At 61.3% G+C, this 12,630-nt stretch carries 9 protein-coding genes; 7 read left to right on the top strand and 2 right to left on the bottom strand.

All coding sequences use genetic code 11. The features are described from left to right. The gene (locus OF122_RS08735) at window positions 1–1,191 is read left to right on the top strand and encodes an FAD-dependent monooxygenase (protein WP_264227386.1); all 1,191 of its coding nucleotides are present in this window, start codon (window positions 1–3) and stop codon (window positions 1,189–1,191) included. Between the two features lie 90 nt (window positions 1,192–1,281). After that, window positions 1,282–2,658, top strand: coding sequence for a TCR/Tet family MFS transporter (locus OF122_RS08730; protein ID WP_264227385.1), 1,377 nt, complete (start codon window positions 1,282–1,284; stop codon window positions 2,656–2,658). Window positions 2,659–2,748: 90 nt separating this feature from the next. On the opposite strand, the gene gndA is transcribed toward OF122_RS08730, so the two are convergent. Beyond that, a complete protein-coding gene (gene gndA / locus OF122_RS08725; RefSeq protein ID WP_264227384.1) occupies window positions 2,749–4,158 on the bottom strand; it encodes an NADP-dependent phosphogluconate dehydrogenase in 1,410 nt (469 codons plus the stop codon). 197 nt (window positions 4,159–4,355) lie between these two features. On the opposite strand from gndA, the gene OF122_RS08720 reads away from it, so the two are divergent. Continuing rightward, window positions 4,356–4,877 carry a gluconokinase gene (locus tag OF122_RS08720; RefSeq protein ID WP_264227383.1) on the top strand — a complete coding sequence of 174 codons (522 nt, stop codon included), beginning with the start codon at window positions 4,356–4,358 and terminating at the stop codon, window positions 4,875–4,877. On the opposite strand, the gene OF122_RS08715 is transcribed toward OF122_RS08720, so the two are convergent. After that, entirely contained in the window at window positions 4,874–5,752 is an 879-nt protein-coding gene (locus OF122_RS08715; RefSeq protein ID WP_264227382.1) for a TraB/GumN family protein, read from the bottom strand. The two genes, OF122_RS08720 and OF122_RS08715, sit on opposite strands and share 4 nt — an antisense overlap. A gap of 92 nt (window positions 5,753–5,844) precedes the next feature. Between OF122_RS08715 and OF122_RS08710 the strand changes: the two genes are divergently transcribed. From OF122_RS08710 to OF122_RS08695, 4 genes are all read left to right on the top strand, one after another. Beyond that, window positions 5,845–7,716, top strand: coding sequence for a sensor histidine kinase (locus OF122_RS08710; protein ID WP_264227381.1), 1,872 nt, complete (start codon window positions 5,845–5,847; stop codon window positions 7,714–7,716). Next, window positions 7,713–9,074, top strand: a complete 1,362-nt coding sequence (locus OF122_RS08705; protein ID WP_264227380.1) for a sigma-54-dependent transcriptional regulator — start codon at window positions 7,713–7,715, stop codon at window positions 9,072–9,074. Before OF122_RS08710 ends, OF122_RS08705 begins: the two co-directional genes overlap by 4 nt. Before the next feature lie 223 nt (window positions 9,075–9,297). Further along, window positions 9,298–10,275, top strand: coding sequence for a TAXI family TRAP transporter solute-binding subunit (locus OF122_RS08700; protein WP_264227379.1), 978 nt, complete (start codon window positions 9,298–9,300; stop codon window positions 10,273–10,275). 129 nt (window positions 10,276–10,404) lie between these two features. After that, on the top strand, window positions 10,405–12,585 hold the full coding sequence (locus tag OF122_RS08695; protein WP_264227378.1) for a TRAP transporter permease: 2,181 nt from the start codon (window positions 10,405–10,407) through the stop codon (window positions 12,583–12,585). Window positions 12,586–12,630: the final 45 nt, after the last annotated feature.

The raw sequence follows: 12,630 nt of genomic DNA, 5'->3' as shown, positions 1-12,630 counted from the left end.
GTGGGCGCCCCTCGCACAATCTACATCGCCGGTGCAGGCATTGCCGGACTGACCCTTGCGCTTGCACTGGCCAAATTCGGCCTGCATGTGGTGGTGCTCGAGCGCAATGACTCGGCTTCCGAATTCGGCGCCGGGCTTCAGATCAGCGCCAACGCCCGGAAAGTGCTCGACAATCTGGGGCTTTCCGAAGCGATAGCCCAAAAGAGCTTCACCCCCAAGGGCATCGAAATCTTTCCCGATGGACGGGAAAAGCCGCTTCAGACCCTGACGCTGGGCAAGGCCATCGAAAAGCGCTTCGGCGCGCCCTATGCGGTGATGCACAGGGCCGATCTGCTCGACGTGCTCCATGGCGCCGCAAGACGGTTCGCCAATATCGACATCGTGTTTTCCGTCGCCGATTTCACCCTGGATGGCTCGGGCGGTGGCCTGACCGTCAGCGCGCAGGAGCCGGATGGGAAACAACGCAAGGCAAAACCCTTCGCCTTCGTTGGCGCCGATGGGGTGCGCTCGGTCACCAGAACGCGCTACCTTGGCGGGCCGGATGCCCGATATACCGGCAAGGTTGCGTGGCGGGCACTGGTCGCGCCCGAAGCGTTGTCCGGCGTGCTCGACCTTGGCCGCACCAGCTTGCTGCTCAATCCCCATTTTCATCTCGTGGTCTATCCCCTGCCGCACCGCAACGCGGTCAATCTGGCCCTGTTCACGCAGGAAGATGAGCGAGACCTTTCTGTTCTCGACCAACGCGCGCCGCGGGTAAACCCGCGCAAAGACAGCAGGTTGGCCCATATTCTGGAATCAGTGGGCGAGGGCTGGACGCCATGGGTCCTATCGAGTGTGGAAACGCCCGTCTGGCACAAGGGTCCCATCGGGCTGATCGGCGATGCCGCTCATGCCATGCTGCCGTTCCAGGCGCAGGGCGCAGCGATGGGCATCGAGGATGCCGCGGTTCTTGCGCCCCTGCTTGCCGCCTCGCCGAGCGCCGAACACGCCTTTTCCCGCTTTGCAACGCTCCGTCAGGATCGGGTGAAGCGGGTGCAGGAGGTTTCCGCCAGCAACGGGAAAATCTTTCATATGGGCTTTCCCTTCTCGCTGGCCCGTAACGCGGTCATCAGAAGCGAAGGGCCCGAGGGACATTTCAAGCGTTTGGACTGGCTTTACGGGTATGATGCCATCCAATCGGAAAAGAGTTGATGGGAGGATCCGGAACCGCCCCGTTGGTTCTTGCCTTTCCCCCCGCCTATATGCCAACTGAATGCTTGTCCAAAGGCCGCAGCAAAATCCATGCGCGTTAATCCCCAGTCCAGGCTGACACTTCTATTCATCCTTCTCACGGTGTTTCTCGACATCGTGGGACTGGGCATCATACTGCCGGTGCTTCCAGGGCTGATCGTTGAGCTTTCGCATGAAGCGATAACGGATGCAGCCAAGATCGGCGGCTACCTGATCTTTGTTTATGCGTCGATGCAGTTCATCTTTTCCCCAATTCTGGGCAATCTGTCCGACAGATGGGGACGTCGGCCCATCCTGCTCCTCTCGCTGGTTGGCCTGTCGCTCGATTATCTCATTATGGCCTGGGCGCCCACGCTCGTCTGGCTGTTCGTCGGCCGCGTGCTCTCGGGCATCTGCGGCGCGGCGATGGGCACAGCAACCGCCTATGTCGCCGATATTACGCCCAAGGAAAAGCGCTCCCAGCGCTTCGGGCTGATAGGGGCGGCCTTCGGGTTGGGCTTCATCGTCGGTCCGGTGATCGGCGGCGAGTTGGGCGAATTCGGCCCCCGTGCGCCATTCTATCTCGCCTCGGCGCTGGCTGCCGCCAACGTGGTGTTCGGGTTTTTTGTCCTGCCCGAGAGCCTGTCGAAATTCCGGCGCCGCCGTTTTAACTGGAAGCGGGCCAATCCCTTTGGCGCGCTCTGGGCGTTCCGGCATACGCCGGTGATCTTCGTCCTGCTCGGCTGCGTGTTCCTGTTTTCACTGGCCGGACAGACCTATCCCAACGTCTGGAACTTCTTCACCATCGAGCAATTCGACTGGGGACCATCCCAGGTCGGGCGCTCGCTGGCCATATTCGGCATCCTGTTCGCGCTGAGCCAGGCGCTTCTGGTCGGATTTTCCACCCGTTATCTCGGGGTCACGGCCACGGTGCTCATCGGACTGACGCTGGCAATGGTCGCCTTTATCGGCGTCTCGTTGATCCACACGGAATTGGGCCTGTGGACATTTCTTGTGATCGGTGCCTTTTCGGGCATCGCGGCCCCTGCCCTGACCGGGCTTCTGGCCAACAATGCGCGCTCCAATCAACAGGGCGAGCTTCAAGGTGCGGTCAATGCCTCAAATTCGTTGACCGCCATCATCGCGCCGCTTGTTGCGACCCAGATGTTCTCCTTTTTTACCACCAATGATCTGCGCCCGATTACCTTCCCCGGTGCGCCGTTTTTTGCGGCCGGGCTGATCATTGCCGCTGCCATGGCACTCTTCATCTACGCCGCCATCAGGTACGATCTTTCGCACCGGCCCTACGATGAAGCGCGCGAAAAGCCGCGCTATGCGCAACCGAGCGGCCAGGCCGTCAATCCGCCCGAGACCGAGCTTCCCGAGGACGAGAACGGCAATGGGGTCGAAAACGGCGAAACCACCAGCGCACGGCCTGCAAACAAATAAGGCCGGGGTTTCCCCCGACCTTTCGTTCACTAGTCCCTTTTGTCGCGTGTCCGAACCGACAAAGTGGAATCCACCTTATCGGGACACGCTCTAGCCGATCAGGCTCGGCCAGGTGTGGTGGAAGTCACCATCCTTGTCCAAGCGCTTGAACCCGTGCGCCCCGAAGAAGTCGCGCTGGCCCTGGGTAAGGTTGGTCGTTCCCCTCGCCTGCCGATAGGCATCGAAATAGGCCAGAGCCGATGAGAGGCACGGCGCGGGCAATTCGTTGATTGCGCAGGTGGCGACCACCGCACGGAGCGCGCCGTTGCTGTCCTTCATCATGTCGATGAAGGCCGGCTGGGTCAAAAGATTGGCCGCCCCGCCGCTGTCGAAGGCCTGGGAAATCTGATCGAGGAACCGCGAACGGATGATGCAGCCGGCCCGCCAGATCTTGGCAATGGTCGCCAGCGGCAGGTTCCAGCCATTTTCCTCTGACGCCTTGGCCATGACGGCAAAGCCCTGCGCATACGCAGCGATCTTGCCGGCCAGCAGCGCCTTTTCCAGCGCCTCGAGCGAAATGGTCGCGTTGCCTTTTACCCCGGCGCCGTAGATTTCCTCGCCCCGGACCCGCTCGCCCTTCATGGCCGAAATCGACCGCGCGGCAACCGCGCCCTCGATGGTCGTGGCCGAAACGCCCAGATTGAGTGCTTCGATGGCCGACCAGCGGCCCGTGCCTTTCTGGCCGGCAGCATCAAGGATCACTTCGACCAGTGGCTTGCCGGACTCATCGTCCACGGCGTCAAGCACATGGCCGGTGATTTCGATCAGGTAGCTGTCGAGCGGCCCCTTGTCCCACTCCTTGAACACCTTGGCACAGTCCTCCGGGCTCATGCCCAGCCCGTCGCGCATGATGCCGTAGATCTCGGCGATCATCTGCATATCGGCATATTCGATACCGTTATGGATGGTCTTGACGAAATGGCCGGCGCCGCCGGTGCCCAGATAGGCACAGCACGCTTCGCCGTTGAATTTGGCCGAAATGGCGGTCAGTACCGCCTCGGCGTTTTTCCACTGGGCTTCCGAGCCGCCGACCATGATCGATGGGCCATGGCGCGCACCCTCTTCGCCGCCCGACACCCCGATGCCCAGAAAGCCGATGCCCGTGCCATCGAGTTCCGAAAAGCGGCGTACGGTGTCATGGTAATTGGCGTTGCCGGCGTCGATGATGACATCGCCCTCTTCAAGCAGTGGCTTGAGTTCAGCAATCACCTGATCGACCGGATCGCCGGCCTTGACCATGATGATGACCGAACGCGGCCGCTTGAGCATGGAAATGAATGTCGCGAGCTCGCCGCTGCCCATCACGTTGGATTTGAGATCTCCGGCATTGGCCAGAAACGCATCCACCTTGTCCGCAGTGCGGTTGTAAACGGCCACCTTGTAGCCGTTATCGGCAATATTGAGGGCGAGATTTTCGCCCATCACCCCGAGCCCGATCAGGCCGATATCTGCCTCTTCCATGCACAAAGCCTCTCAACTTTAGTTCTATAGTCATTGTCTCTAGCCCTCGACGCGGGCGGGGGCAAGTTGTGCCGGCATGCCGAAATGCATCGCTCCCCCTTGCTGTCACCCCGATGCATCAATCGACTGCAACCGATTGCAGCGCGGGCGCGGTCGTGGCAGGTAAGAAATCTCGAGCCAGCAGCATCCGGATGCCCATGTCGTCTTCTTCCCCCGCCCAGCCCCGTCTCATAATCGTCATGGGTGTATCGGGCGCCGGAAAATCGACAATCGGAGAGGAATTGGCCAAACGGCTGGAAGTGCCCTTCATCGACGCCGACAACCTCCATCCGCGGGCCAACGTCGAAAAGATGCGAGGCGGCCGCCCGCTCGAGGATACCGATCGCTGGCCCTGGCTGGAGATCGTCGCAGATGCAATGCGCAACACCGCCGACACCAATGGTCGCGTCGTGTGCGCCTGCTCAGCCCTGCGTCGGTCCTATCGCGATTGCCTCAGGAACCGCGCCGAAGAGCCCATCGCCTTCGTGCTGCTGCACGGAGACAAATCGGTCATTGCCCAACGCCAGGCCAATCGTCCCGGCCATTTCATGCCACCTGCCCTGCTCGACAGCCAATTTGCGACCCTCGAGCAGTTCGGACCGCAAGAGCGCGGCATAACAATCGATGTCGCATTGTCGATCGACGAAATCGTCGATGAGGCCGCTGCGGCGCTCAGCTAGCGCCGCTCGACGGTATAGCCCCGCTCTTCCAGTATTTCCGGAATGGAATCCGGGCCCACGTAATGGCCCAGCCCGACGGCGACCAGCGTGGTACCCTCGCCGGCGAGGATGTCCTCGATCCCATCGACAAAGCCGTGATTGCGCTCAACGAACAGCACGTCATAGAACCCTTCGAGTTCTTCGGCGATTTCCGCAGTCTCCCTCTCGAGTGTTGAGAGGTCGCCATCGATCCAGCTCTCGAGTTCACCGACGAGTTCGGTCTTGGCATCCTCGTATTCGATGATGGTCTGACGCAGCACATCCAGTTGCACCGCCTCATCCATGCCCGACAGGGTTTCGAACTGGTCTTCGAACGTTTCGAACCCCTCCACGGGCGTGCCCAATTCGTCGGCGCGGGCCTTGATGTGCATGTCGATGCCACCTGCGGGGTCAAACCCTGCCTCGACCAGCATCAGCGCGGAAATCTGCAGATAGGCATACCAGGGACGCAATCCATCGAAGCTTTCGAGCGGAACTCCGTGCTCGTCCAGAATGATCTGAAGTCCCGCCATCTCCTCTTCATTGAGCAATGAAGACAACGGGCGATCGGGCGACATGCCGGACGTCATGATCAGCCCAGACAGATCGGCCGGCGGCTCGAAACTGTCGAGTTCGAGCCAGACGCTGTCGGCCTTTTCGAGGATTTCGGCCAGTTGGGGGCTTTCCCAATCCACCCCGTCGCGCATCATGTGGACGGTGCCGATCATGTAGATGGTCGAATTCTCGTCCTCGACGACCCAGATCGGCGGCTCCGGCGTTTGAGCGGCAAGCGGGGTGGCCGTCGTTCCGAGCAGCAGCCCAGCCGCAATCCTTCGCGTCCATCGTCCAAGCGCCATAAGCTCAACCCTTCCAGTCATAAACCGAGTGGGGAGAACCCCCGACCCAAGAAATTGTTTCGAAAACTTCATGCCGCCATTACTATGGCGCCATGACCCTTGCTCAAACCATAAGTGCGCCGCTTCATCGGCCCCTGCCCCGCCGCTGGATCGCTGCGGCAGGTTTTGCCGTGCTTGCCATGGCGGCGGTCGCCTTGTGGGGCAGCGGCTACGCCAACCGGCTCTATTTTGACGAAGCCCACGCGCGCGGCAATAATACACTGCGTCTCGCCGTGGCCGTTTTGCGCGGGCACATGGAGCGTTACGAGAGTCTGCCCAGGGTTATTGCCGATTTTGATGACATCAAGGCGGTAGTCGCCGATCCTGGCAATCAGGACCTGGTTGCGGACGTCAACGCCTATCTCAAACAGATCAACACCCAGTTCGAATCGTCCGACATCTACGTGATGGGAGAGGATGGCACGACAATCGTCGCCTCGAATTACGACAGCGAAGCGCCCTTCGTCGGCGAAAACTTCCAGTATCGCCCCTATTTCTACGACGCTATCGACGGCGGAGAGGGTCGATTCTTTGGCCTTGGCACCACATCGTTCAAGCGGGGCTATTATTTCGGCGCGCCGGTTCTGGTCGATGGGGAGTTCAGGGGCGTCGTGGCGGTCAAGGTCGACGTCGATTCCATTGAGGAGACCTGGCGCGGCGGCGACTACCTCATCGTCGTGACCGACCCCGAAGGCATTATATTCATGTCGAGCCGGGCCGACCTGCTTTACAATTCCATGCTGCCGCTCACCCCCGAGCGGCTGGCCCGGACCGATGAAACGCGGCGCTATGCCAATGCCGAACTGGCCGAATTGCCGTTCCGCGAAACCGGCGATGAAAGCCATCGGCTGATCAGTATCGAGCGCGAGGAGACGGCCAGCGAATATCTCGTGGTGTCCGAATCCATGCCCGAGGCCAATTGGACGGTCAGCGTCATGCTCGACACCGCCTCGGCCCGCGCCCAGGCGCTCACCGCCACCATAATCGCCTTGCTCGCAATTGCGCTGGGCACGTTGGCCGGTACGATCTATGCCCAGCGGCGCGCCCGTCTGCGTGAGCGCATGCACCTTCAGCGCGAGGCAAAGGAAATGCTCGAGCGCCGCGTCGTAGAGCGCACAGCCGAACTCGCCAGCGTCAATATCAAGCTCGAAGAGGAAGTGGCCGAGCGCCGGGTGACCGAACAAATGCTGCGCAAGACCCAGTCCGATCTCGTCCAGGCTGGAAAGCTAGCGGCGCTAGGCCAGATGTCCGCCGCGCTTTCGCACGAATTCAACCAGCCGCTCTCGGCCGCCCGCAACTACGCCGATAACGCGCTCGTACTGATCGACCGGGGCAGAATCGAGGATGCGCGCGCCAATGTCGGGCGCATTTCCGGGCTGATCGACCGCATGAATTCCATTTCGCGCCATCTGCGCAATTTCGCGCGCAAGCCGAACCAGAAGCTCACAAACGTACCGCTCGATCTGGTGATCGGCGACACGGTCGAATTGATCGACTGGCGCTTGAAATCGGCTGGTGTGGAACTGTTCATCGACATCGAAGATGGCCCGCTCACCATCATCGGGGGTCCGATCCGCCTCCAGCAGGTTCTGGTCAACATCCTCACCAATGCCATCGACGCCGCCGAAACCGGAACCGACCGACGCATCGATCTTGTCGCAAGGCGCGCCGAGGAGCGTGCCGTTGTCACCATCCGCGACCGCGGCCCCGGCATAGCTCCGGGTCTGGCCCAACGCATCTTCGATCCGTTCTTTTCCACCAAGGGGGTTGGCAAGGGACTGGGGCTTGGGCTTTCGATTTCCTATAACATCATCAAGGATTTCGGCGGCGAGCTGCGCGTCGAAAACCACCCCGAGGGCGGTGCGCTGTTCACCATCGAACTCCGGTACGCTCAAACCCGGGCCCTAACGGAAGCGGCGCAATGAGCGGGGAAAAGATCATCCTCGTCGATGACGAAAACGAATTGCGTCATTCGACCGCCCAGGCACTGGAGCTGGCGGGCTTCGAGGTCATCGATTTCGCATCGGCTGAACAGGCCACCCATTTTGCCGGCTTCGGCTTCAAGGGCATCGTGATTACCGATATTCGCATGCCGGGCATTGATGGCCTGACATTGATGAACCGGTTGCACGAACTCGACCGCGACATACCGGTCATTCTGATCACGGGTCACGGCGACGTTCAACTTGCGGTCCGCGCCATGCGCGAAGGCGCCTATGATTTCATCGAAAAGCCGTTCGTCACCAGCCAGCTGGCCGAAATCGCCGCGCGCGCCCTCGAGTACCGCAAGCTGGTTCTGGAAAACCGCGTGCTGCGCGCTGCCGCCGGGCAGAGCGACGATCTCGAACAGCGGCTTCTGGGCAGATCCAACGCCATGGTGGAACTGCGGCGCAAGCTGCGCACCATCGGCCCGACCGATACTGACGTCCTGATCGTCGGCGATACCGGATCGGGCAAGGAAGTGACAGCCCGGGCGCTGCATGATCTGTCCCACCGATCGAGCAAGCCCTATGTCGCAATCAACTGCGCTGCGCTCCCGGCCAATCTCATCGAAAGCGAATTGTTCGGCCATGAGATCGGGGCGTTTCCGGGCGCCATGCGGGCCCGGTTCGGCAAGTTCGAATTGGCCCAGGGCGGCACGATCCTGCTCGATGAAATCGGCTCGATGCCCATGGACGTGCAGGGCAAACTGCTCCGGGTCATCCAGGAGCGAACGATAACCCGGCTGGGCTCCAATGATGGCCTGCCGCTTGATGTGCGGTTCATAGCTACCTCGAAAACCCCGCTCGAAGCCAATGTGGCGGAGGGCACGTTCCGGTCCGATCTGCTTTACCGGCTCAATGTCATAACTCTGGAAATCCCTCCGCTTTCTCAGCGGCGCGAGGATATTCCCCTGCTTTTCATGCAACTTCTGACCGAGGCGGCGGCGCGCTACCGGCGTGATCCGACCACGGTACCGCCGCAGGTTCTGACGGCGCTGAGCGAACGCCATTGGCCCGGCAATGTGCGCGAACTGCGCAACGCCGCCGATCGCTACATCCTCGATCTGGGTCTGCCTTTTGTCGAAACGGCCAATGACGGGCCTGAAGGCGATTCGAGACTGGCCGACCGGGTGGCCGAGTTCGAGCGCGGCGTCATAGAAAGCGCTCTGATCGCCCACGCCGGAAGCCTCAAGCCGGTCTATGAATCGCTCGGGCTGTCGCGCAAATCGCTCTATGAAAAGATGCAGAAGTACGGGTTGGAGCGCGGCCGCTACCTGCCCAGCGAGGCCGAAGCTGACTGACCGGTCCTGACGTGTGGGGGATTCCACACACCGGACGGGCCCAATGTTACCGTTTCCACCCACGCCCTTTCGAAAATATGAAAAAAGTATGACGAGCACGTCCGGGGCCGCTTGCGCAGGAGCACCCGTTGCGGCCCTCATGGTTCACCGCCGGGCGATGCGGAGGACGTTACGCGCCCGGTGAGGAATGAACCCAAAGAGGTAACCCCACGGGAGGAACGCTATGCGTTTTACCACTCTTGCCGCTCTTGCGGCAGCAACCCTGCTCGCCGCCACTCCGGCCATTGCTCAGGATGATCGGTCCGATTGGCCCGCGAGCATGACGATCGGTACTGCCAGCCAGGGCGGCACATACTTTATCTACGGTACCGGCCTTGGCGGTCTGATCACTCAGGAACTCGGCGTCAACGCTTCGGGTGAAGTGACTGGCGGCCCGGTTCAGAACTCGACACTGATTGAGACCGGCGACCACATCATGGGTCTTGTCACCATGGGCCCGGCCTATGAAGCCTGGACCGGCGTTTCAGAACTCGCTCCCGGCGTCGAGCACAAGAGCCTGCGCGCCCTGTTCCCGATGTATCAGACGCCCTTCCAGGTCGTAACGCTGGCCTCCTCGGGCATTGAATCGGTAGCCGATTTCGACGGCAAGCGCGTTTCAGTCGGCCCGGCTGGCGGCACTGCAGCCACCTACTGGCCGCGCTATTTCGAGATCCTGGGCGTCTCGCCCGAGATCAGCTATTCGGGCGCCAATGATGCGGTCAGCCAGCTCAAGGACGGCCTGATCGACGCGTTTGCCTTTGCTGCCGGCGTGCCGATTGCCGCCTTCGCCCAGATCGCTGCAGAAAACGACGTCAACATCTTCGGCTTCACCGAAGAACAGCGGGGTCAGATCCTGACGCAGATGCCGGAAATGGCCGCGTTTGATGCCCCGGGCGGTCTCTACGAGGGCTTCCCCGAAGAAAGCCCGACCGTTGCAATGTGGAACTTCGCCATCGCAAGCGAGTCCATGCCCGAAAGCCTGGCATACGAGATCACCAAGCTGGTGATGGAAAACACCGAGCGCATGGTGCAAATCCACTCGGCGGCCGCGGAAACCACAACCGATAACGTCGACAAGAACACCTTCATGCCGTTCCATCCGGGCGCCGTCCGGTATTACGAGGAAATCGGCATCGAAATTCCGGACGATCTGCGCGGCTAACGCCAACCATCTGAAGGGCAATCGGGCGGATGACGGTCTTTACCGCCATCCGCCTGTTTGCAGGAAAGCCAATTGAAGCGCATGCTATGCGCTATCCGGGGCTTAAGCGGCCCGCGGGAGGAAAGTTCAATGTCTCAGGACAAGTCCGTACCGGAAAATGATGCCGGTCCGATGATCGCACAGGGGACCGACGAGGAGCCCCTCGCCACCAACCAGCGCAGCCTTGCGGGCAGGATCGGCCTGGCCGTGACGGTGATGGCCATCGCCTATACGGTCTTTCATATCTATGTGATGAACATTTCGCCGCTTGAGCCATGGACCTACCGCATGGTCCACGTGACCGGCGGCCTGTTCATCGGCTTTTTGACCTATTCGGCCCTGACCCTCAATCCCGACGCGCCCATCACGGCCCGCAGCCACAGCCCCATCGAATGGGGACTGATCGCCATCGCCGCGGCCGGCACCCTCTATGGGGCCGTCATGGTCGCCTATGCCTGGGCGGGCCGGTGGTTCGGTTTTGCGCCCCTGCCCGACGCCTTCGTGTTCGGCTCCTACGGCCTGCCGCTTCTGATCGGCACGGTTGCCTCCGTCGCCGCGGGCTGGTTGTTTTCGGACCGCAACCGCGAGCGTGTTCATCCGGCCGACTGGCTGCTGGGCATCGCCGCGCTCGCCATGTTCGGCTACATCATATTTAACGTCGGCGCCCTGCGCCTTCGCGCCGGCACGGGCATGGCCCAGACCGCCGATTTCTATGCGGCGCTCGTCGGGGTGATCCTGATCCTCGAGTTGACCCGTCGGGTAGCCGGACTGGCTCTGGTCATCATCGCGGGCGTTTTCATCGCCTATTCCTTCGTCGGCCCCTGGCTGCCCGGGTTCCTGACCCATCGCGGCTACACGGCCGAGCGGTTCTTCACCTACATCTTCACCGACCAGGGCATTCTGGGTGATCCGATCGCGGTCTCTTCGACCTACATCATCCTGTTCATCGTCTTCGCCGCCTTTCTGCAGGCCTCCCGCGTCGGCGATTATTTCGTCAACTTCGCCTTTGCTGCAGCGGGCAATCTGCGCGGCGGCCCGGCCAAAGTGGCTGTGTTCGCATCCGGTCTTATGGGCATGATCAACGGCACCTCGGCGGGTAACGTCGTGGCGACCGGTTCGCTCACCATCCCGCTGATGAAAAAGGTCGGCTATCCGGCAAAGAGCGCAGCGGCGATTGAAGCGACGGCTTCCTCGGGCGGCCAGATCCTGCCCCCGATCATGGGCGCCGGCGCCTTCATCATGGCCGAAGTGACCGGCATTCCCTACACCGAGATCGTCATCGCCGCGATCATCCCGGCCTTGCTCTATTTCGTGTCGGTCTATTTCATGATCGATCTGCAGGCCACAAAGCTGGGCATGAAAGGGCTGCCCAAGTCCGAACTGCCAAAGTTCAAGGTGTTGGCCAAACAGGCCTTTCTGTTCCTGCCCATCATCATCCTGATCTATACGCTGTTCGCCGGCTATTCGGTGATCCGCGCGGGTACTGTGGCCATGGCCTCGGCAGCTGTCGTCTCCTGGCTCACGCCCTATCGCATGGGGCCAACCGCGGTCCTCAAGGCGCTAGAATTGGGCGCCAAGATGAGCATCCAGCTCGTCGCCGTGTGTGCCGCCGCCGGTATCATCGTCGGCGTGATTGCATTGACTGGCGTGGGGGCGCGTTTCTCCTCGCTCCTGCTCGGCATCGCCGAACAGAACCAGCTGATCGCGCTGTTCTTTGCCATGTGCATCTCGATCATCCTCGGCATGGGCATGCCCACCACCGCCGCCTACGCCGTGGCCGCCGCCGTGGTTGCGCCGGGCCTCATCCAGCTTGGAATTCCGGTCCTCGTCGCCCACTTCTTCGTCTTCTACTACGCCGTGATGTCGGCGATCACCCCACCCGTGGCACTGGCCGCGTATGCGGGTGCGGGGCTATCGGGCTCCGATCCCATGAAGACCTCGGTGGAAGCGTTCAAGATCGGGCTGGCTGCCTTTATCGTGCCGTTCATGTTCTTTTACAGCCATGAACTGCTCATGCAGGGGGAATGGATCGACATCGCTCGCGTCGTGGCAACTGCGTTGCTGGGCATGTATCTGCTCTCGGCTGCGGTGCAAGGGTACTATTTTGGCACCATCGGCGTCATCTTGCGCATCGTCCTGCTTGTCGCCGCGCTCTCGATGATCGAAGGCACGTGGTACACCGACCTGTTCGGCCTCGCCGTCGCGGTCGGCCTGTTTTTTTACCAGAAACGCCTCGTCACCCCCCGGACATTGGCCAAGGGCGCAGATTGAGGGCCAGCACACGCTGAAAACAAGGGCCGCCTCCACCGGAGGCGG

The sequence above is a fragment of the Pelagibacterium flavum genome, assembly GCF_025854335.1.
Lineage (GTDB): Bacteria > Pseudomonadota > Alphaproteobacteria > Rhizobiales > Devosiaceae > Pelagibacterium > Pelagibacterium flavum.
This window is presented reverse-complemented; position numbering and strand designations above follow the sequence as displayed.